General features: G+C 59.6%; 22 protein-coding genes. 11 read left to right on the top strand and 11 right to left on the bottom strand.

Translation table 11 applies throughout. The features are described from left to right. Positions 1 to 206: 206 nt before the first annotated feature. The 6 genes from JMJ95_RS11355 to JMJ95_RS11380 are packed head-to-tail and all read right to left on the bottom strand — an operon-like array spanning position 207 to position 6,040. Positions 207 to 1,667 (bottom strand): sodium:solute symporter family protein, encoded by a 1,461-nt coding sequence (locus JMJ95_RS11355; RefSeq protein ID WP_290685396.1) that lies wholly within the window; start codon positions 1,665 to 1,667, stop codon positions 207 to 209. After that, positions 1,668 to 1,883 (bottom strand): hypothetical protein, encoded by a 216-nt coding sequence (locus JMJ95_RS11360; protein WP_290685397.1) that lies wholly within the window; start codon positions 1,881 to 1,883, stop codon positions 1,668 to 1,670. It abuts the gene before it with no gap. Positions 1,884 to 1,940: 57 nt separating this feature from the next. Further along, complete coding sequence (locus JMJ95_RS11365) at positions 1,941 to 2,864, bottom strand: dihydroorotate dehydrogenase (protein ID WP_290685399.1); 924 nt, start codon at positions 2,862 to 2,864, stop codon at positions 1,941 to 1,943. Beyond that, complete coding sequence (locus JMJ95_RS11370) at positions 2,861 to 3,601, bottom strand: hypothetical protein (RefSeq protein WP_290685401.1); 741 nt, start codon at positions 3,599 to 3,601, stop codon at positions 2,861 to 2,863. The genes JMJ95_RS11365 and JMJ95_RS11370 overlap by 4 nt, the downstream gene beginning before the upstream one ends. Then, positions 3,591 to 4,826 (bottom strand): dihydroorotase, encoded by a 1,236-nt coding sequence (locus tag JMJ95_RS11375; RefSeq protein ID WP_290685402.1) that lies wholly within the window; start codon positions 4,824 to 4,826, stop codon positions 3,591 to 3,593. Before JMJ95_RS11375 ends, JMJ95_RS11370 begins: the two co-directional genes overlap by 11 nt. Beyond that, positions 4,799 to 6,040 carry a M20 family metallo-hydrolase gene (locus JMJ95_RS11380; protein WP_290685404.1) on the bottom strand — a complete coding sequence of 414 codons (1,242 nt, stop codon included), beginning with the start codon at positions 6,038 to 6,040 and terminating at the stop codon, positions 4,799 to 4,801. Before JMJ95_RS11380 ends, JMJ95_RS11375 begins: the two co-directional genes overlap by 28 nt. A 1,664-nt stretch (positions 6,041 to 7,704) precedes the next feature. On the opposite strand from JMJ95_RS11380, the gene JMJ95_RS11385 reads away from it, so the two are divergent. Continuing rightward, the gene (locus JMJ95_RS11385; RefSeq protein ID WP_290685406.1) at positions 7,705 to 8,628 is read left to right on the top strand and encodes a LysR family transcriptional regulator; all 924 of its coding nucleotides are present in this window, start codon (positions 7,705 to 7,707) and stop codon (positions 8,626 to 8,628) included. 46 nt (positions 8,629 to 8,674) lie between these two features. On the opposite strand, the gene JMJ95_RS11390 is transcribed toward JMJ95_RS11385, so the two are convergent. After that, complete coding sequence (locus JMJ95_RS11390) at positions 8,675 to 9,037, bottom strand: hypothetical protein (protein ID WP_290685408.1); 363 nt, start codon at positions 9,035 to 9,037, stop codon at positions 8,675 to 8,677. A 214-nt stretch (positions 9,038 to 9,251) separates the two neighbouring features. After that, entirely contained in the window at positions 9,252 to 10,016 is a 765-nt protein-coding gene (locus JMJ95_RS11395; protein WP_290685409.1) for a phosphatase, read from the bottom strand. Positions 10,017 to 10,224: 208 nt separating this feature from the next. Between JMJ95_RS11395 and JMJ95_RS11400 the strand changes: the two genes are divergently transcribed. Both JMJ95_RS11400 and JMJ95_RS11405 read left to right on the top strand, forming a co-directional pair. Beyond that, positions 10,225 to 10,710 (top strand): methylated-DNA--[protein]-cysteine S-methyltransferase, encoded by a 486-nt coding sequence (locus tag JMJ95_RS11400; protein ID WP_290685410.1) that lies wholly within the window; start codon positions 10,225 to 10,227, stop codon positions 10,708 to 10,710. A 137-nt stretch (positions 10,711 to 10,847) separates the two neighbouring features. Further along, positions 10,848 to 11,024, top strand: a complete 177-nt coding sequence (locus JMJ95_RS11405) for a hypothetical protein (RefSeq protein ID WP_290685412.1) — start codon at positions 10,848 to 10,850, stop codon at positions 11,022 to 11,024. 115 nt (positions 11,025 to 11,139) lie between these two features. Here the strand turns inward: JMJ95_RS11405 and JMJ95_RS13945 are convergent, their stop codons facing one another. Then, a complete protein-coding gene (locus JMJ95_RS13945; RefSeq protein ID WP_367153801.1) occupies positions 11,140 to 11,355 on the bottom strand; it encodes a 4Fe-4S binding protein in 216 nt (71 codons plus the stop codon). A gap of 256 nt (positions 11,356 to 11,611) precedes the next feature. Here JMJ95_RS13945 and JMJ95_RS11410 point away from each other — a divergent pair, with 256 nt between their 5' ends. The 6 genes from JMJ95_RS11410 (at position 11,612) to grdA (ending at position 16,146) form a co-directional block, all read left to right on the top strand. Continuing rightward, positions 11,612 to 11,995, top strand: coding sequence for a response regulator (locus JMJ95_RS11410; RefSeq protein ID WP_290685413.1), 384 nt, complete (start codon positions 11,612 to 11,614; stop codon positions 11,993 to 11,995). Beyond that, positions 11,995 to 12,873: a hypothetical protein gene (locus JMJ95_RS11415; RefSeq protein WP_290685415.1), complete on the top strand. Its 879-nt coding sequence runs from the start codon at positions 11,995 to 11,997 to the stop codon at positions 12,871 to 12,873. The genes JMJ95_RS11410 and JMJ95_RS11415 overlap by 1 nt, the downstream gene beginning before the upstream one ends. A gap of 354 nt (positions 12,874 to 13,227) precedes the next feature. Beyond that, positions 13,228 to 13,392, top strand: coding sequence for a hypothetical protein (locus tag JMJ95_RS11420; protein WP_290685416.1), 165 nt, complete (start codon positions 13,228 to 13,230; stop codon positions 13,390 to 13,392). A 107-nt stretch (positions 13,393 to 13,499) separates the two neighbouring features. Then, a complete protein-coding gene (aroF, locus tag JMJ95_RS11425; RefSeq protein WP_290685418.1) occupies positions 13,500 to 14,537 on the top strand; it encodes a 3-deoxy-7-phosphoheptulonate synthase in 1,038 nt (345 codons plus the stop codon). Then, positions 14,513 to 15,643, top strand: a complete 1,131-nt coding sequence (locus JMJ95_RS11430; protein ID WP_290685420.1) for a 3-dehydroquinate synthase family protein — start codon at positions 14,513 to 14,515, stop codon at positions 15,641 to 15,643. Before aroF ends, JMJ95_RS11430 begins: the two co-directional genes overlap by 25 nt. A gap of 26 nt (positions 15,644 to 15,669) precedes the next feature. Beyond that, positions 15,670 to 16,146, top strand: coding sequence for a glycine/sarcosine/betaine reductase complex selenoprotein A (gene grdA, locus JMJ95_RS11435; RefSeq protein ID WP_290685421.1), 477 nt, complete (start codon positions 15,670 to 15,672; stop codon positions 16,144 to 16,146). Positions 16,147 to 16,296: 150 nt separating this feature from the next. On the opposite strand, the gene JMJ95_RS11440 is transcribed toward grdA, so the two are convergent. Both JMJ95_RS11440 and JMJ95_RS11445 read right to left on the bottom strand, forming a co-directional pair. Beyond that, positions 16,297 to 17,241, bottom strand: coding sequence for an NAD-dependent epimerase/dehydratase family protein (locus tag JMJ95_RS11440; RefSeq protein ID WP_290685423.1), 945 nt, complete (start codon positions 17,239 to 17,241; stop codon positions 16,297 to 16,299). Continuing rightward, the gene (locus JMJ95_RS11445) at positions 17,238 to 18,425 is read right to left on the bottom strand and encodes a glycine C-acetyltransferase (protein WP_290685424.1); all 1,188 of its coding nucleotides are present in this window, start codon (positions 18,423 to 18,425) and stop codon (positions 17,238 to 17,240) included. Before JMJ95_RS11445 ends, JMJ95_RS11440 begins: the two co-directional genes overlap by 4 nt. A gap of 149 nt (positions 18,426 to 18,574) precedes the next feature. Here JMJ95_RS11445 and JMJ95_RS11450 point away from each other — a divergent pair, with 149 nt between their 5' ends. Both JMJ95_RS11450 and JMJ95_RS11455 read left to right on the top strand, forming a co-directional pair. Continuing rightward, on the top strand, positions 18,575 to 19,264 hold the full coding sequence (locus tag JMJ95_RS11450; protein ID WP_290685425.1) for a GntR family transcriptional regulator: 690 nt from the start codon (positions 18,575 to 18,577) through the stop codon (positions 19,262 to 19,264). A 216-nt stretch (positions 19,265 to 19,480) separates the two neighbouring features. Next, entirely contained in the window at positions 19,481 to 20,797 is a 1,317-nt protein-coding gene (locus tag JMJ95_RS11455; protein WP_290685426.1) for a hemolysin family protein, read from the top strand. Positions 20,798 to 21,029 lie beyond the last annotated feature (232 nt).

Genomic DNA, 21,029 nt, shown 5'->3' on the forward strand with positions numbered 1-21,029 from the left:
AGGGGCGAAGAGATTATCCCCTGGGGGACAGCGCCCGGGGGGTGCAGTTGTCAAGGACGACAATCTGCACCCCCCGTCCAAGCGTTCCCCGGTGACACTCCCCGCTGGGGTGCGGATTTAGGATAACATCCTGCGCCTCCCGGACTGAACAAACGAAGGGCGGAGGGAGCAAACGCTCCCTCCGCCCTTCGTTTGTTCAGTCCTGTCTACGCCTTCGCGAAGAAGCGGTTCAGACGTTCTTCTTCTTCGCCCTTCGTCATCATGGAGATCAGGACGACGAGCAGCAGGTTTGCGAAGAAGGCCCAGAGAAATCCAGGATACCCCATCGGCGCGATCTTCATCACCCTGGTGTAGAAGAGAATCAGGATGCCGACCGTCATGCCGGCGGTCACCCCGGCACGGTTGCACTTGCGCCAGTAGAGCCCGAGGATAAAAGCGGGTGCAAGCTGCGCCAGCCCGGTGTAGGCCACGTCGATGACGACGCTGACGAGGGCCTGCGGCGGCCGCAGCGCGATGCCGACCCCCAGAAGGACGATGAACACGGTCAGGATACGGGATATTCTGAGGTTCTGCCCTTCCTCCATCTTTCCCTTGAAGAGCTTGTAGATGTCCTGCGAGAAGAGCTGCGAGCTGACCAGGATCATGGAGTTGATCGTTGAAAGGCCCGCAGCCAGCGACGCCGCGATGATGACTGACGCGACGAACCAGTTGGTGTACTTGTTCATCAGCATGGGAAGCACCGTGTCGGGAACGACCTGCCCGGTGAGCAACACATGGCCGGAGAGGCCGATGAAGAGCGTGGCGGTGGCGTAAATCACGATCTGCGACAGGGGGATGCTCATCGCGGAGTTCGCGATCGCCTTTGCGTCCTTCGCCATCAGCGAGCGCATCCAGACGTGGGGGCAAAGCCAGATGCCGAAAGGCAGCACGATAAACTGCATCATCCAGTTCTTGTCGTTGTAGAGCCCCTTGGGTCCGGGCCGGGAGAGCAGTTCCGGCGATTTTTCGGCAACTGCGGTGAACAGCTTGACAATGCCGCCCGACGGCCCGACGGCGATCCATGCGGCAATGACGATGCCGACAATTAGAATTACCGCTTGGATGGCGTCGGTCAGCACCACGCTTTTGGCGCCTCCGATAACGACATAGAGAAGCGAGAAAAAGGCGATGATAGCAAGTCCAGCGATATAGGGCACCTCGCCGCGCGTGATCACATCTATGGCGCGGGCGCTTCCCACATACTGCATGGCGAGGAAGACAACAGTCATCAGGGCCGAGATCGCTGCGGACCAGACTTTCAGGAAGCGGCTGTCGAACCTGTCTTCAAAGTAGTCTCCTATGGTCATATAGCCGTACTTCCTGCCGAGCCCGTTGATTTTCGAACCGAAGTAGATCACCATCAGGGCGCACCACCCCTGGGAGAGTACGAGCACGATAAATCCGACGCCGTGCAGATAGTACATGCCGGGGGCGCCCAGGAAGGCGAAGGTGCTCTGCATGGCGGCGATCATCGTCAGGGGGAGAAGCACGGAGCTGACGCCTCGGTTGGCGAGGAAGAAACCCTCGACGTTCTTTACACTCTGCGACCTCACGCTGTAGAGCGTCACACCGAGAAGGATGAACAGGTACGCGACAATGACAATAAAACTCTGCATTCCTATGCTCATTTACTTTCCCTCCTCTTTTTTCCGCTGCTCGGCAAGCCAGCTTTTGGTCACCCGGGACAAAAAGACAAAGTTGACGACAACAAGAATCCACCAGTAAAAAAGCGGGAACGGAAGCCAGCCGAAGAGATACGGTTCCGGCCGGGCAGTGAAGGGAAACGGCAGTGCGGCGGCGCAGAGAAGCACCAGAAAGATCCAGAATACCTTCTTGTTGCTCATATCGTTACCTCCTTATGCGACTCTCCCCGGCGACTGCCGGGGTTTCCGACTGAACGCCTACGCGATGATACTTCCGATGAACTCCGAGACGGAGGCGATTTCCTGCGTGTGCAGATACGAGGCGATCCCGTCGACGATACGTTCCATGATGGCCGGATCGGAGAAGTTCGCTGACCCCACCTGAACGGCGGTCGCCCCGGCCATCAGGTATTCGAGCGCGTCCTTCGCCGTGCAGATGCCGCCCGAGGCGAGCACAGGCAGCGACACGGCCCGCGACACGTTGAAGACATGGCGCATCGTGAGCGGCTTGATCGCCGGGCCGGAAACGCCCCCGTACGTGTTTCCGAGGACGGGTCTGCGCGTCCGCAGATCAACAACCATGCCGATATACGTATTGGCGACGGTCAATGCGTCGGCTCCTCCGTCGGCAGCTGCTTTCGCGATTTCCACGATATCGGTGACGTTGGGGGTCAGTTTGACGATCACGGGACGCGCCGAACGAACCTCGCGCCGGACGCTCTCCGTGACCTTCCGTGTATCGTCGGGGGACATACCGAACGCCCGCCCGCCGCATTCGAGATTCGGACAGGAGACGTTGATCTCGTAAGCAGCAATGCCTTCCGCCCGCTCCAGAAGCGCGACAGACCTCCCGAAATCGTCGAGCATGGTATTTGAGATGCTCACGATCAACGGCACGTCAAAATTCCTCATCTCGGGGAGTTTCCGCTCGATGAACTCCCGCACGCCCGCGTTCTGGATACCGACTGCGTTGATGACGCCCGAACGAACCTCCGTGATACGCGGCGGCGGATTGCCCTGCCTGGGGTTTTGCGTCACGCTCTTCGCGACAACCGCGCCGATCCTGGAGAAATCGACATGCTCTCCGTACGGGGCGGTACCGAACGTCCCCGAACCATTCATGACCGGATTCCGCAGTACGAGAGAACCTATTTTCACCGACATATCCACGGCACTGTTCACACAATCACCTCCTTCACATTGAAACATGGCCCGTCGTGACAGACACGCTTGTACCCCTCGACGGTGTTCACCCCACACCCGTAGCAGGCCCCCAGGCCGCACCCCATCCGCTCCTCCAGCGTTGCAAATGCCTCGACGTCCATCTTCTGGAGCATGCGGATCAACCGCTTCGAGCCGCATGTGTAGACCACGTCCGGCTTTTCTTGGGCAAGAATCCGCTCGACGTTTTCGGGAGCGCTGCTCCCGTCGCCATCGAAGAGCTTATAGAGCCTCTTCGAAAACCCTTCGACACCTCCGTCGACCAGATCGGCGTTCTTGTCCTTGAAGCTTCCTACGGTGACGACCTCTCGCCCCTTTTTTGCAAGCGTTTCGCCCAGAAAGACCAGCGACGCCAGTCCGACCCCCCGGGCAAGCAGCAGCGCACGCGTCTTTTCAGAGACCGAGAAGGCGTTTCCTTTCGGCCCCAGAACGTCGATCCCCGCTCCGGCCTCGAGCGAGGCGAAAAGATGGGTCCCCTCGCCGACAATCTTGTACATCACCTGCACCAGATTTCCGTCCAGCCGGTAGAACGTAAACGGCCGCCGCAGCAGCATCCCCTCCTTCAGCGCATCCGGAGCGGAAACGCTCAGGAACTGACCCGGACGGGCATCCCGGAGGGAATCCGCCCGAAAGGCCATCAGCATGTAGCCGGGTTTCACCTCGTAGTTGTACAGGAGCTTCGTCCTTTCAACCCTCATAGACGATCTCCCCTCCTGAAACGGTATACTTCACCTTTCCCTTGAGCCTGCTTCCTATAAACGGCGAGTTGCGCGACTTCGACAGCGTGCCGCTCACGGTCCACTCTTCGTCCGTGTCGAAGACGACGATATCCGCCCGTTTCCCCGGTGCGAGAGTCCCCCTGTCGAAACCGTACAGGCGGGCCGGGTTGAGCGACATTTTCCGGACAAGCTCGGGAAGGGAGAGACGCCCCGGAGCGACGAGATTGGTCACGGCAAGAGCGAACGCAGTCTCAAGGCCGATGATCCCGCTCATCGCTTTTTCGAGCGGGACGTCCTTCTCGTGCGCGGCGTGGGGCGCGTGGTCGGTGGCGATACAATCGATCGTTCCGTCGGCCAGCCCCTCGATCAACGCCTGCCTGTCCTCTTCCGTCCGGAGAGGAGGGTTCATCTTCGCATTGGGGCCGAACTGCCGCAGCGCATCCTCCGTCAGGCTGAAATGATGCGGTGTGACCTCCGCGAACACGCTCGCCCCGCGGCGCTTGCCCTGCCGGAGAAGCTCCACCGAGGCGGCGGAACTCAGATGCTGAATATTCACCTTCGCCCCCGTTGCCAGCGCCAATTCGATGTCCCTGGCCACCAGCACGTCCTCCGCGATATGCGGCGACGTGGCGTTCACTCCGTTTGCCGTGATGAGCGACGGGTCCTCCTCGTGAAAACTGAGCGGGACCATTGCTTCCCTTGCAGCCCGCATGGCCCGCAACACCAGACCGGCATCCATCAACGGCTTTCCGTCGTCGGAGAATCCGACCGCTCCAGCGTCGAGCAGTGCCTTCATGTCGACCAGATCCTTCCCGCCGAGTCCGCGGGTAATCGCCCCGACTGTGAGCACTTCGATCTTCTCCGCCGCCGCCTTGTGCATGAACTCCCGCACCAGCTCGGGGGAGTCCATCGCGGGCGAAGTGTTCGCCATGCAGACCACGGTGGTGAAACCGCCCGCCGCCGCGCAGAGCGCCCCGGAATGGATATCCTCCTTGTACGTGAAGCCGGGATCGCGGAAGTGACAGTGAATATCGACGAAGCCTGGGGCGACGGTCAACCCGCTCGCGTCTACCTTCCGCGCTCCGTCGGGGCAGCGCACATCCGGCCCGATCTCCGCCACCCTGCCGTCCCGTGTGAGGATGTTGCTCCGTCCGTTCAAACCGCTCGCCGGGTCCACTACATAGCCGTCGGAAATGAAAAGCATCGGTCATTCTCCTTCCAGTTCGTACTCAAAAACTCGTGCAAAAGACGCGCGCCCAGAAACACGTCGTCTATCTCGGCGTGCTCTTCCGGACTATGACTCACACCGTCGCGGCAAGGGATGAAGACCATCCCGGAAGGCGCGTACGGCGCTATCTTCATCGCATCGTGCCCGGCCCCGCTGGGCATCGTCATGAAATCCGCGCCCAGCCTTTCCGCCGAGGAGCACAGCCCGTGCACAATGGACGGATCCATCATCACCGGCATGGACGAAGAGATCTCCTCGAAACGGAAGCGGACCCCCCGCCTCCTCCCGATCTCCGCGACTTCCTTCCGTATAGCGTCAACAGCGCGCCGCACGCTCTCCGCGTCGATACCGCGCACATCGACCCCAAGGGACGTACATCCGGGGATGACGTTCAACGCGTTGGGCTCGTTTCGAATAATTCCGACGGTCGCCACCGTCGCAAATTCGCTTTCCGCCTCGCCGCAGCGTTCGACGGCGAGTAGCGCCTCGCCCGCCGCGCACAGCGAATCCTTCCGCATTCCCATCGGTGTGGCCCCCGAGTGATCCTGCCGTCCCTCAAAGAACACACGGAAACGAACGGGGGCGGCGATTGCGCTGACGATACCCAGCTTCTTCCCCGCAGCCTCCAGGACGCGTCCCTGTTCGATATGCAGCTCAAGATACGCCAGAATATCCGAGGGAGCAGAAACATTATCCGGCGTATACCCCTTCTCCTTCATCGCGTCGTAGAGACTTTTTCCGTCAGCGTTTTTCGCGATGTGCAGCGTCTCCGGGTCGATCATCCCAACAAAAAGCGCACTTCCCACCGTCGCCAAGCCGAAAGCGGAGGACTCCTCGCAGCGGAATGCGACCGTCTCCAGCGGGATGGAACGTTTCTCCGCACCGAACTCCGCCATCGTCAGGAGTCCCGCGAGCACGCCCGCAACTCCGTCATAGCGTCCTCCTTCGGGGACGGAGTCGAGATGGGAGCCGATCAGCACCCTGCCTCCCGCCTTCGCGCCCGGAAAAGAGATAAAGGTATTCCCAAAGGAGTCTTCCGTGGCGATCAAACCAAGCTCCTCAGCGAAACTCCGCAGCAGAGCATGCATTTCGTCCTCTTCATCGGAGTATCCCAAGCGGGTGACGCCCCGTTTCGCCGCTCCGACGGGGTACATTCGGGCAAACCAGTCTTTCAGCATACCGACATCCATCAAAAACCCTCCTTTGCACACAGTTGCCGGAGATACAATCAAAGAGTCTCCGTAACCAAATTCCGGGAAAAATCCGTATTTTTCAACTCCGTGATGTACAATAGACGCGGCAAAAGCTTTCTTCCGAACTGCCGGCTCGTCCGCCGGAGAACCACTGGCTGGTTTGGGGGTTCCGCAGGCGATCGCGGAAAACTCCCAGTACGGGGAACCGCACACGGACAAGCGGGGGAGGAAAATCCGGAGCGCATTCGAACGAAACATTGTCGAGTTTATTCATAGATTCTCTGAATTGCAACACACTAAAAAACAATTAAGCCAATAAATTGATTCTATATATCGATTTATTCTTAAAGTAGAGTGAGAAGGCCCACATCGTTCAGCTCAAGCACTTCCGGAGTGTCCGCCCTTCCTCTTAGGGGCAAAGAACACCCGGATCGTCCGATGTCCACCTTTTCCTCGTTGATCTTCAGTCCGAGTCCGGTGATACCCTCCTCTTCGGTTGGGCATTGTAAATCTCGGCCTCCGCCTTATATTTTTCCTTCCCACGGGGCGCAATCCCGGACCAGGGAGGCCTCCCGTGTTCCATATACGTCCTTCGATGCGTGCCGCCCCTAATCACCACAGCCGAGGCGATGCCTGTTTCTTTCCGTTGCTTCGGTCATCGGAGTCAGGCTTCTCCTTGTTAGGCAGGATCACCGACGACAACCGCGTTTTCGAGATCACCGCCGGTTCGCTTGCGCTGCGGCCCCCAGCTTCACTTGACTCGTTCAGCAGTCTTTTCCGGCTCGACTGACGCCCCGGATCGCCCCTGCGCACCTACCGGCGGCTCCGCAGTGGACTGGAAATTCTGCGGGAGGATCTTGCACCTTCCTGATCCGCCTATGACTTTTGCGGTGCATCTCAACTTCCGCAGTGCCTTGGCCTCCGAAAAAACCGTTGGAATGACCTAAATCCGCAGGTTTTTCAGGCAGAGGGAATGTCGCCGGGCATAAGGTGAATTCGCCCCGCCAGGGGCGAAGAGATTATCCCCTGGGGAGGGCGCCCGGGCCGAGAAACCGACACGGATGTCGGTTTCAGGTGCAGTTGTCAAGGATGACAATCTGCACCCCCCGCCCAAGCGTTCCCCGGTGACACTCCCCGCTGAGGTGCGGATTTAGGAATGACTGAATAAAATGACAGGAAGGCCCCTGTTTTGTAAAATAGTTGTCGTGAAATAACAAAACTACAAAAAGGAGGCCTTCCCGTGACTTCCTTTTCACATCATGCCGATTCAGACGACGATACTCTTTTTTCCGCCGCGGCGTTTTTTCGCACCTTCGGCATCTCCTGCCTCTTCAACTGCTCAGCCGGGGCGGGAAAGGGAATTCCGCACGCCAGGGTCCTGCATTTTCTCTTCGTCCTCGTCTTCCTCTGGAAGACCTTCTTCGACACGTCCTTGACCGATCGCTCTTCCGGAAATGCTGAAGTCGGCAATCCGCGCCGGGATGGAGTTGAGGGAAGCTTTTTCGGAGCTGATGTACGCGTAATGCTCATACGAAAAACACCCGGCTTCCTGAAGAACAGGATGGGCGTTTTATCTGCTTTTTCCTTGTCATCACACCGATTTAGGGTTTTCAACATCCTGAGAAAGTTGACTTCCGAATATAGCTGAAAGGGGATTCGCAATGAATCTTGATCGAATGAAAGTGTTTTGCTGCGTCGTTGAGAAGGGTTCGTTTCGGACTGCAGGCGAGGCCCTGTATCTCTCGCAGCCTTCCGTGAGCTACCATGTCTCCGCTCTGGAAGAGGAGTACAAGGTGCGCCTCCTGCACCGGAACCGCAACGGTATCTGTCTTACTCCCGAGGGCAGGGCCCTCTATATGCTCGGGAAGGAAATGCTGCTTCTCGCCGACTCGCTCCCGAACCGTTTGCGGGCCCTCGAACTGCTTGAGTGCGGCGCCCTGTCCATCGGCGTCACCAACCATATCGCGCATGCGATCCTGCCCGAGACGCTCAAGGAGTTTCACAAGGACTTTCCCAACATCAACGTTTCGGTATTCACCGGGATGACCATCGACGTGATCGCGAAACTCAAGTCCGGAGAGGTGGAGTTCGCAATCGCGGGAAAGAACTTCGCCTGCTCCAACGACCCGGAGCTGACGGTCAGGGCGCTCTGCCACGAAAAGCTCGTCTTCATCGTTCCCAAGGGGCATCGTCTGGAGGGGAAATTCGTCGAACCCAAAGATCTGGAGACGATCACCGTGATAGGATACGTTGCGCCGCATCCGCTTTCCTACTTCGTTGACAGGGTGCTTATGAACAACCGGATCAAGCCGTTGAAAAAAGTGGAGGCGGACTCCATTGACCTTATCGTGAAATTCGTCGAAGAGGGGTTGGGCGCGGGCATCGTCTCGGAAAGCGGCGTGAGGAAAAAACTACGGAAAGGATCCGTCGGGCCGGCCTACATACCGGGGCTCGAAACAATGCAATGGGATATGGACTTTCTGTACGTCACGTCCCGTGGCCTTTCGTACGCGGGGTGGGAGATGCAACACCGCATCTCCACATCGATAGGCGCCCTTCTGGGGTGCGAAATCTCCCCCCAATGAAAAATTTCGCTATATCGATAACAAGATGGATGATTTATCGCTTTTTTCAGAACTTACTTGAAAGATTGAAGGAGACGACTCCAAGAGGGACGGGACCAAGGCGAGGGTGATTCATGAGTACATATCGGGAAAGCAGGTGACGCCGGCGCACACGATCTGCAACCCCGGCCACGTGCTGTGTTCGCTGATCGGTGTGGAAAAGTATGGCGCCATCGGCATCATGACCGTCATTCCCGGCGAAGGTACTCTGCATGGGGACGATCATCGCCAGGGGGAGAAGCACGGAGCTGACGCCGCGATTGGCGAGGAAGAAACCCTCGACGTTCTTCACACTCTGCGACCTCACGCTGTAGAGCGTGACACCGAGAAGGATGAACAGGTACGCGACAATGACAATAAAACTCTGCATTTCTAAATCCGCAGGTTCCGTCCCCCAACGGAAGCGGAAAGACGCTCAAACGGGGGAATAAACCCTTTTCGTTTCCCCGTTCCACGGTTTTCCCTCCTTTTCAGGCGGTTGAAGCTCTTTTCCCGTTTTGCGGGTAAACTCCATCCGCCCGGAAGATCTGCGCCGTCCTCCGGAAGCTCAAGGAAAGGTAGTAACCCTTCTTTTCCCGCCGGGATCATGCCTCTCCGGCGGACGCTCCTCCGGAAACGGGAAGGGCGGCGCCGTCACCGTTCCTGTTCAGAATGAAGTCCAGCCCCTTCGGGGTAAAGTTAAGCACCAGCTCCGGGGGGAAATCCATCTCCCTGAGAAGATCCATGCAGTTGTTCATCTCCCCCACGTCGTACCAGATGTGGGCATCGCTTCCCAGCACCACGGGCACGTCATGACGGCGGCAGAATTCCAGCATGGTCCGGGCGTTCTTCACGCCGTTTTGCCGCCCCGAGCCCGGGCAGAAACTGGAATTGTTGACCTCGAGGACCACACTCTCCCGCTTTGCCGCCAAAACCAGCTCTTCGTAGTCAAGAGGGTAGCGGTCATCGTCCGGATGGCCGATGATCTTCACATAAGGGTTTGCCATGGCGCCGACCAGGGCCCTGGTATTCTGTTCCGTGGTCCCGAAGGGGATACAGGGCGGGTGGAGGCTCGCGACGGCATATTCCAGCTTCCCCAGGATATCCTCCCCTGCGTCGAGGGAGCCGCCGTAGTCAATTATGTTCGCCTCGATGCCCTTCACGATCCTGATCCCCAGGAGGGACTCCCGGATCACCTTGTAGTTCCCGAAATAGAAGGAATGGCACGTGCCGGGCATGGCTGGGGCGTGATCGGAAATGCCGAGGGCGGTGAGCCCCCGTTCCACGGCCGCCTCGATATTCTCCTTCAGTGAGCTGTAAGCGTGCCCGCTCGCAATGGTGTGGGTGTGCAGGTCAAATAGAGGGTTCATTGGTTCTCCTTGAGATTTCTCCTGTAATCGTTCGGATTCTATTCGGTCCTTTCGTTCTTTTGTACACCAGGGACGCCCCCCTGTCCAGACCGTTTCCTGCACAATGGGAACAAAAACGCGAAGCGAGAAGAAGAAACTCCGGGGATGATTTTTTCCGCCCTTTGAGCCACAATAAAGAGGGTTGGAACACGATGGGAGGAGAGAAACCATGCTGTACGTGCGGGAAACGATCGTCGGCCCTATGGCCATAGGAAGCGACGGGGAATTCATCACCCACCTCCGCCTGCCGAAAAACACGGCGGAACGTGGCGGTTTCGAAAAAAAGGAGCCGCCTATAGTGAAGGAGGCCTTCCGGCAGCTTGAACTCTACCTCGCCGGAAAGCTGAAGAAGTTCGACCTTCCCCTGAAGGCCGAGGGAACCACTTTCATGAAAACGGTGTGGGAAAAACTCGTGGAGGTCCCCTACGGAAAGACGGCAAGCTACAAGGATCTCGCCATCGCCTCGGGAAACCCGAAGGCGGTCAGGGCTGTGGGCATGGCCAATGCGAGGAACCCCATCGCCATCTTCATTCCCTGCCACAGGATCATAGGGGCGAACGGAAAGCTCGTGGGCTACGGCGGCGGACTTGAACTGAAAACGTGGCTCCTCGAACTGGAGGCGGCCCACTCCCTGGAGGAGTTCTCCGGCCCCTGAACCGGGTCAGGACTCCCCCTTCCCCTGGAAAAAAACGGTCCCGAAGGGCCGCTTCCCCTTCCACCGGCAAAGGGAGCCGTTGAGCAGGATGATTCCCCCGGCCGGAGCCGAGGAACTCCTCCAGGGGAGGCTGGTTCATGGCGAGGAGAACGTCCACGTACCGCGACACACGGATCGCCGATCTCGCCAACGGAAACGGCGGCCGAGCAATTCGTCGTTCCTCCCCTCGGCAGGAAGAAGACGCCGACGGCGGGCATGTCCTCGTGGGACACGTACTCCGGAATCTCGTTCCGGGACGTTATGGGATACCCTGAGAAGAACCGGCATCCCCTCGGCATTGCCGCTTCCGAGACAGCCTCGTTTCCTTTCAGGGACTGTTTTTCCATGATTCCTTCCCTGCGGGAAGCGCGGACGGATCCTGCGATTTCATCATTTTTTCAGTTGTATGGCATGCATGGGGCACACGGCGATACAGAACCCGCAGAGAACGCACTTCTCTGGATGAACAACGATTACGGGCCTGCACCCGCAGGCGTTCGCCTCCTCCCGGAAGGCTATCACACCCCTCTTGCAGATATCCATGCACAGGCCGCATCCCCTGCACTTTTCCGGGTCCAGAAAGATGTGTACCGGCGGCTTTTTCATCCTGCCGACAGGTGGCTTTCAAAGCGCTCATCAATATGCCTGTGAACCTGCTCCATTCTCTCTTTTCCCCTTCCGGTGCACGCCATTTGGGCCTATTCTATTGCATCTCTCCGGAAGATGTCCAATCTTTCCAGCCCTTTATGCGAGAGGAATGGCCGAAAATTCCCCCGAAAACCATCATTTCAACGGGAATGGTCATGATATAATTCAGACAATACCCTCTCCCCCGGGAGAATTCCATCTGGGAGGCTTTCCTTTGAACGAAAAAACATATTCCGTGCTTATCTGCGACGACTCCGCGATGATCCGGAAAACGCTCAGGTTCATTCTTGAAGAGTGGGGCGTAAGAAACATATTCGAGGCCAGGAACGGCAGTGAGGCCGTGGACATTTACCGGGAGCGCCACCCCGATCTCGTGTTCATGGATATCGTCATGCCTGAAAAATCAGGCCTCGACGCCCTGGTGGAAATCAGGGAGGAGGATCCTTCGGCCCGGGTCGTCATGGCGTCGACGACAGGCACGAAGAAAAACCTCATGACCGCCATCGACGCGGGAGCCTTCGATTTCATCCAGAAACCCTTCGAGAAGGACATTATCCACACCATCCTCCGGAGAATTCTGAAAGGAGAATTGGACTGATGTTTTCCCGGCATTTCGGCCAATTCCTTCTTCAGGAGGGCATCGTCACTCCGCAGACTCTTTCCCGGGCGCTCGCCAGGCTGAGCGATGCCCGCCCCCTGGTGGGAATTCTCGCCCTGGCACGGGGCTATATGACCCCGGCCCAGGTGAGGGAAGTCAACAGGATCCAGAAGACGGAAGACAAGCGGTTCGGCCAGATCGCCATAAAGAAGGGCTACCTCACGGCTGAGCAGCTGGAAGAACTTCTTTCCGCCCAGAAGAACGAGCACGTCCTCCTGGGGCAGATTCTCGTGGAGGACCGGATTCTCTCCCATGAGGGACTGGTCAGGGCCCTCGAAATGTACAGGGAAAAATCGGGCCTTTCTCCCGAAGGGTACGAAGCCATGACAGGCGGCGACACCGACAGGGCCGTGGCCTCGATCCTCGCCGGACAGCCCGGCGGGAAAACCCCCCTCGTCAGGACCTGGGCGGAACTCTTCGTCAGGAACGTCATCCGCTTCGTGGACCCAGCCGCAGCTCTCGATCCCCTGGCCGAGAAAGGGAACGGGAAACTCATCACCTTTCTGCAGCCCATGAAGGGTGACCGGGAGCTTGCCGTCTTCATCTCCGCCGAGGAACCCGTCCTGGCCGACCTGGCCCGGAGATTCTCCGACCTTGCGTCCGGCTCGTACGACGAAATGGCCCGGGCAGCCGTGGAAGAGTTTCTCAACGTGAGCAACGGCCTCTTCACCGTCAACTGCTCCGACAGGGGCATCGAGCTCGACCTTCTGCCTCAGGAAGAGGTGTCCGGCGACGATCCCCGCCTCCGGAAAAAACCGGACGGCCTGCTCCCGCTGCTCCTGCCCGAAGGGATCCTCTGGGCGGGAATTCTTTGCTGATCCCGGAAAGACAGAGCAGACCGGTGGTGAATTCGCCCTCCCCGGGGGCGAAGCGATCTCGCTCCGCGCTCTTTGCGGATGGATCCCCTGGGGAAGGGCGCCTGAGGGGGAGAGAAACCGGCATGGATGTCGGTTTCACAGGCAGGCAGCCGGCGAACGCAGGGAGCCGCTGGACTCGCCTGGGCAGTTGTCACGGACGACAATCCGCACCCCTCCGCCCAAGCGAGTTCCGGTGACACTCCCCGCTGGGGTGCGGATTTAGGAACGACATTTCCCCTTGACAAATACTCCCGGAAGGCTAAAATGATCCATCAACATCATCCTGCGGAACATTGCAAAAAAAGGAGACGGCCCATGACCAAGCTGACGGTTTTCACGAACAGCCATTTCGACGGCGGATTTTTCGGGTTCGCGTTTACCGGCGGCCTGTGGCTTTATTGCGCCACCGGCCCGGCTTTCCGTAGAGATCCGTCTTCGGCCTCTTCGTATCCGCCATCCCCTGGAGCAGCGCAAGTCTAGGGAAGCACCGGAACAAAGAAAAGGAACAATCGCCGGAACCGGGTTTCTACACCCCGGTTCCGGCGTTTTTTTACGGGAACGCATACTGAAAGGGGGCAGGAAGAATCATGATAGTGGTCGAAATGGCGCAGAACAGTACGGGAATTGATCTGGAGCGGGTGCGCGAATCCGTGGAACGGGGCGGAAAGAGCTGCCGGGTCGTGTCCGGGAGAGAAACATCTTATATCGTTGCGTCCGACGGAACGGACACATCATGCATCAGCGCCCTTCCCGGAGTCCGAAAAGTGAATGCCGTTCCCTGCTGCTACCCCCTCGCCAGCCGTGCGGTGCATCCCGGGTCCACGCCGGTGAAGATTGCCCCCGGCGTGGTTCTCGGAGAAGGTGACCCCATTGTCATGGCCGGTCCCTGCGCCGTCGAAAGCAGGGACCAGCTTCTGGAAACGGCCCTGGCCGTCCGGAAGGCGGGAGCCGGGGTGCTCCGCGGGGGTGCCTTCAAGCCCCGGTCTCACCCCTACGCTTTCCAGGGGCTCGGAAGCGAGGGGATCGCCCTTCTGAAGGAAGCCGGGAAAGCCTCGGGGCTCCCGGTGATCACCGAAGTGATGTCCCCCGAGGAGGCGGAATGGGTGGCCCCCCACGTGGACATCCTCCAGGTGGGGGCGAGAAACATGCAGAATTTCAGCCTCCTCAGGGTGCTCGGCCGACTGGACAGGCCCGTGCTTCTGAAGCGAGGTATGGCCGCCACGGTAGAGGAATGGCTCCAGGCCGCGGAATACATCCTTGCGGGAGGCAACGACCGGGTCATATTGTGTGAGCGGGGCATCCGGAGCTTCGACCGGAACACCCGGAACACCCTGGATCTGGGGGTCATCCCCCTGCTCAAGTCCCTGACCCACCTCCCCGTTGTGGCGGACCCGAGCCACGCTACGGGCAGGAGAGACCTGGTGCTCCCCATGAGCCTCGCCGCTATCGCAGCAGGCGCCGACGGCCTGCTCGTAGAAGTTCACTGCGACCCCGGGACCGCCCTCTGCGACGGTCCCCAGTCCCTCGACCCGGAAGAATTCTCCCGGCTCATGACGGCGGCGAAAAGAATCATGGAAGCGGTCCGGGGGGAGGGAACTCCGTGGGAAAGAATGCTCGCCAGATAACCGGCCGGGCGGAAACCACGGAGCCTGGAGACATCCGACTCCGGTGCGGCTCTTTTCCCACAAGGGTCGTCGTCGGCAGGGGACTCCTCCCCCGGCTGAACTCCCTGACCGGGCGGGATGAATGCCCCTTCGTGGTGGCCGATGAAATCACCGGGCCCCTTTTCGGGGACTATCCCGGAAACCGAAAGAGCATGCACCTCATCCCCCGGGGGGAGAAAGGGAAAAGTCTTTCCAGTATCGGCGGTATCTACGCATCTCTCGCCGGGTGCGGAATGGAGCGTACGGACACGATTCTCGCCCTTGGAGGAGGCGTCGTGGGCGACGCGGCCGGCTTCGCGGCCGCAACCTGGATGCGGGGCATCCGGCTCATCCAGTGTCCCACCACCCTCCTCGCCCAAGTGGACAGCGCGATCGGCGGGAAGACCGGCGCGAATCTCCCGGAGGGGAAAAATCTCGTTGGGGCCTTCCATCCCGCCGAATGGGTCCTCTCGGACGTAGAGTGCCTCCGCTCCCAGAAGGAGGAAGACTTCCGGCAGGGGCTCGCCGAAGCGGTGAAATACGGGGTGGGTGAGGACTGGAGCTTCCTTTCCCGGCTCGAGGAGAGCGCAGGCCCCATCCTGAGGCGCGACTGCGGGGTTCTTCTCCGGCTTGTTTCGGAATGCTCAAGGATAAAGCTTGCGGTGGTCTCGGAAGACGAACAGGAGCAGTCAGGCGCCCGGGCCCGGCTGAACCTCGGCCATACAGTGGGGCACGCCCTCGAAGCGGCCTCGGGGTTCAGCCGCTGGAAGCACGGCGACGCCGTGGCTGCGGGGCTGATGATCGCCGCAAGGGCGGCATCCCGACTCGGAGAGCTGCAGGAGAGCACCGCCCGAAGAATCGGGAGACTGCTCCGTTCTTTCGGCCTTCCCCTGATGCCCGATCTCCCCTGGGACGAAATAGCCCCGTACCTGATCATGGACAAGAAATTTTCCGGCGGTTCCCCCCGGCTGGTGATTCCCGAAGAGGGGAAACCATGCCGCCTCAGGGACGACATACCTCTTTCGCTCCTTCGGGAGGTCTACGAAGAAGGAACCGCCCCGCTGGACGGGACGTCTTTTTGGAGGTAATCTTATTCCGGAAAGGAGGTGGAAAAATGGGCAAACTGACAGGAAAGAAACTGCTACTCCTCGGTGAGCGGGACGGCGTTCCCGGACCTGCCATGGAGGCATGCCTGAAGGGGAGCGGCGCTTCCATCGAATTCTCCGTGACGGAGTGCTTCGTCTGAACCGCCGCCGGAGCGATGGACCTGCAGAATCAGCAGCGCATCAAGGATGCCGCTGAGAAATTCGGAGCGGAAAACGTTGTGGTCATCCTCGGTTCCTCCGACGCCGAAGGCGCGGAGATCTACGCGGAGACCGTAACCAACGGCGATCCGACCTTTGCAGGCCCTCTCGCGGGAGTCTCGTTGGGACTCCCCGTGTACCACATTTTCGAACAGGATATTCGCGAAGAGTGCGATCCCGCAGAATGGGAAGCGCAGATCAGCATGATGGAAATGGTCCTCGACCCCGACGCCCTCGCGGCGGCGGTGAAGGGCATCCGCGAACAGTTCAGCAAACATTCGCTCTGAGAGAGCGTAAAAAGCCCCCGGAAATGAACTGCCTCCCGTGCCGGTTTTACCGGGCTCCGGTGGAGCGGTTCACAAGCGGGGGTTTTTTGTTTGGCAAAACGGTTCAGATTAAAAAATACCCCGGTCCGGGCCCGGGGTATTTTTTGCAGATCATTTCTTTTCTTTCAGCCTCAACAGCATGTCTTCAGTCATGCGGTCCAGGTCGTACTCCGGGGCGAATCCCCACTCCTCCCTGGCGGCACTGCAGTCCAGCGAGTCCGGCCAGGATTCGGCTATGCTCTGCCGGAGAGGATCCACGTCATAATCCATGGTGAATTCGGGCATTACTTTGCGGATGGACGCGGCGATCTCCTCAGGCTCGAAGCTCATGGCTGATACGTTGAAGGCGTTCCGGTGAACGAGCTTCGACGGGTCGGCCTCCATGAGCTTCACCACCGCCGCGAGGGCATCGGGCATGTACATCATGTCCATGTAGGTTCCCTTCGCGATGAAGCTGGTGTAGCTGCCTTTCCTGACGGCATCGTAGTAGATGTGTACCGCGTAGTCCGTGGTGCCGCCGCCGGGAAGGGCCTCGTAGCTGATCAGGCCGGGGAAGCGGAGTCCCCGGGTGTCCATGCCGAATTTTTTGTGGTAATAGTCGCAGAGCAGCTCCATGGTCACCTTGGCCACGCCGTAGATGGTGGTGGGGCGCTGGATGGTGTCCTGGGGGGTGTTCTTCGCCGGCGTGGTGGGGCCGAAGGCCGCGATGGAGCTGGGGAAGAAGAAGGCCGCCCCCCGTTCCCGGGCCGCTTCCAGGGCGGTGCAGGAGCCGCATACGTTGATGTCCCACGACAAAAGAGGATCACCCTCGCCCTTGGCGGAGAGGACCCCGGCCAGGTGGATCACCGTGTCGGCCCGGAAGGAGCCCAGCAGGTCAGAAAAAGCCTTTCCGTCCCGTACGTCGAGCAGCTCGAAGGGCCCCCCCTCGGAGACGGGGCCGGGAATGTTTCTCCTGGCAGTGGCGAGCACGTTTTCCGCGCCGTAGATTTTCCTCAGGAAGGGGGTGAGCTCGACGCCGATCTGGCCGCCCGCCCCCGTGACGACGATCCTCTTCAAGATATGACCCCCATTTCCCTGCCCACGGCGGCGAATTGTTCCACGGCGAACCGGAGGTCGTCCTCGGAATGGGCCGCCGAGACCATTGCCCGGATGCGGGCGGTTCCTCTGGGAACCGTGGGGAAGACGATGGCGGTGGCAAAGACCCCCCGCTCGAAAAGCTTCGCGCTGAAGGCCTTCGCGTCGGACGCCTCGCCGATGATCACCGGGGTGATGGGCGTTTCGCTGTGCGCCGTGTCGAAGCCCAGTGCCCCGAGTTCCCTCTTCAGGAAATCTCCGTTGCTCCACAGCTTCTTCACCAGGGTCTCGCTCTCCCGGAGGATTTCCACGGAGGCGAGGTTCGCCGCCACGTCGGGAATGGTGAGGGCACTGCTGAACAGGTTCGGCCGGGCTTTCTGGCGCAGGTAGTCCACGAGCACGGCGCTTCCGGCTGCCATGCCGCCCATGACGCCGAAGGCCTTGGACATGGTGCCTATTTCCACGTCCACCCGGCCGTGGAGGTTGAAATGATCCACGATGCCCCGGCCGCCCCGGCCGAGGACGCCTTCGCCGTGGGCGTCGTCCACAGCCACGATCACGCCGTGTGCCTCACAGAGCTCCACGATCTCGGGCAGCTTCGCCACGTCACCGTCCATGGAGAACACGCCGTCGGTGATGAGGAGCTTCTTTCCCTTCACGTCACTGTTTTCCTCAAGTTTTTTCTTCAGGTCGGCCATGTCGGAATGCTCGTACCGGACCACCTTCGCCTTCGACAGCCTGCACGCGTCGATGATGGATGCATGGTTCAGGGAATCGCTGAAGATCAGGTCATCAGCGCCTCCGGCCAGGGTGGGGATCACCGTGAGGTTTGCGCAGAATCCGGACTGCACCACGATGGCGGCCTCCGCCCCCTTGAAGGCGGCGAGCTTTTTCTCCAGCTCGATGTGGGGCGACATGGTACCGGCAATGGTCCTCACCGCGCCGGGGCCCACGCCGTACCTGTCGGTGTATTCCTTCACCTTGGCGACCAGCCGGGGATCGTTGCAGAGGCCGAGGTAGTTGTTGGAGCAGAGATTCAGATATTTCTTTCCGTCGATATGAACCCACGCCCCCTGAGGGCTTTCAAGCGTCCGGATGGTGCCGTAGAGCCCGGCCTGCTTCATGGCGTCAAGCTCTTCCGAGAGGAATTTCATGGGAACGGCCATGGTAACCACTCCTTTTCGTTTTTTTGGAATCCTTTTCCCAAGTATGGTGATGAGCGGATGTTCCTGTCAATGGAGTATAATTTCCATGGCATTCCTATAATCTTCGCGGGGAAAATATATTATTTTGACTGTACCAAGGAGGAATTCCCATGAACGAAGAAATGACCCTCGAAGCCCTGGCGGAGCGCATGAGCGGCGACAGCTCGGCGCCCTACTATATCGCCGGGGTGCTCCGGGAGGCCATCTACCGGGGGATTCTTCCCGAGGGGAAACCCCTCCACCAGGCCCAGCTCGCCCTTCGCCTCGGTGTGAGTCCCATTCCCCTCAGGGAGGCCCTGCGCCTGCTCGAGACCGAGGGGCTGGTGGCCTTCCAGGGATACCGGGGCGCCGTGGTCACCGCCCTCTCGGTGGAAGAGGCGAGGGAACTGTACGAAATGGTCTCCGCCCTGGAGACGAACCTCCTCAAGATCGCCTTTCCCTGCATCACCAGACGCATCGTGGACGACGCCGGGAAGATTCTCGATCTCATGGACGATGAGCAGGACTGCATCCGCTGGCGGGACCTCAACCAGATGTTCCACAACCTCCTCTTCGAGCCCGCCGACCGTCCCCTCACCCTGGACATGCTTGCCAGGCTCCGCCAGAAGACCGACCGGAACATCCGCATCCACCTCGCCTCCATGCGGGAGGAGTCCCAGCGGCAGCACCGGGCCGTCCTTGCGGCGGTAGCCGCCGGAGACCTGCCCGCCGCCCTGGAGGCCCTCGCGGATCACCTCGCCTACACCTCCAATGACCTCCAGTCCTGCATGAGGCTCGAGCAGGGAAAGAAAAAAAGGTGACCGGTCTGCACGGGATGAATTGCAGCCCTTCTCTTTTTTCACCTGAAACGGTTCTTGTTCTTTCCTTTCTCCCTGCGCTTTGAGCCGTTTCTCTCCCCTGAAATCGTGTAAAATAGAACGTATTCAGTCAGAAGACCGGAACCGTCGGGTCTTTTCTGCGCCTTCAGCAGCGGGCGGGGCTTGTGTGTATGGGGTTTGTACCCGGAGGTACCCTTGATGTCTTTTCGCTACAATATAGTTGGAATTCTTGCCCTGATTCTTGTCAGCGCCTTTTTTGCCGTGTCGGAGATTTCGCTCGCCGCAGCCCGTAAAATCAAGCTCAAACTCCTGCTGAAGAAAGGAGATCACCGGGCACAGAGAGTCCTCGATTTGCAGGAGAACCCGGGACACTATTTCACCGTCATCCAGATCGGCCTGAACGCCGTGGCCATCCTCGGAGGCGTCATGGGCGAATCCGCCCTCTCCCCCTACATTTCCTCCTGGCTTCAGCCCTTCTATGACGGTCCGGCACTCCAGACGGTCTCCTTCGCCATCTCCTTCTGCCTCGTGACGGGGGCTTTTATCCTTTTTGCGGACCTTATCCCGAAAAGAACGGGGATGACAGAGCCCGAGCGCTTCGCCCTCGCCGTAACCGCCCCCATGACCGTCTGCATGAAGCTCTTCGCCCCCCTGGTCTGGTTCTTCAACGGCCTGGCCGACATGATTTTCAGGCTCTTCCGCATTCCAGTCGTCAGGCGGGACGACATCACGTCGGACGACGTCATGGCCATGGCCGACGCCGGAGCCCAGGCAGGCGTCTTTCTGAACAAGGAGCAACACCTCATCGCCAACGTCTTCGAGCTGGACACGAGAGGGGTGGCTTCGGCCATGTCGTCGAGGAACGACATCGTCTTCCTCACCCTGGGCGAGTCCGAAGAGAGCCTCTACGCAAAGATAACGGAGAAGCCCCACGGCAAGTATCCCGTCTGCGAGAGGGACTCCATCGACACTGTCATGGGGTACGTGGATTTGAAGGACATCCTCCCCCGGATTGCGCAGGGAAACAAGATCTCCCTGCGGACCGACCCCATCGTCCGGAAGATCCTTCTCCTGCCCGATACGCTGTCCCTCTTCGAGGCCCTCGAGCGTTTCCGCGACGCCAGGGAGGACATGGCCGTCATCGTGAACGAATACGCCCTTGTCGTGGGGCTCCTCACGCTGCAGGACGTGATGAGCACCGTCATGGGCGAGCTGATCAGCCCCTTCCAGGAAGAGCTTATCGTGCAGCGGGACGAGAATTCCTGGCTGGTGGACGGGACGACCCCCATAGAGGACGTGATGCAGGCCCTGGATATCGACGAGTTCGAAGGATGGGAGCATTACGAGACCATCGCCGGATTCATCATGTACATGCTCCGGAGGGTCCCCAAGCGGACCGACTCGGTGGAGTACGGAAACCACAAATTCGAAGTGGTGGATATCGACAACTACCGGATCGACCAGATACTTGTGACCCGAATCCACGGGGAGGGACCGGAGCCCGGCGGCCGGTGACTTCGCCGGAAGGCGGCGGGCTTCAGTCCGGAATGCAGCGATTTCCCCGGGGCGCACGGCTTCCGGGTTTTTTTGCGGGGCGGCGAAGTCTTCCTGCGCTCATCCTTCGGGCCTCCCGGCGGAGGAAAATCTCCGTCCCCCAGGTGGTACCGCTATCCTTTCATGGACGAGGAAGAGCCCTTTTTCCGGCATAAAAATGTGCAACGTAACCGGAACATCCCGGAAACTTTTC

The sequence above is a fragment of the Aminivibrio sp. genome (genome assembly GCF_016756745.1).
Classification (GTDB): domain Bacteria; phylum Synergistota; class Synergistia; order Synergistales; family Aminobacteriaceae; genus Aminivibrio.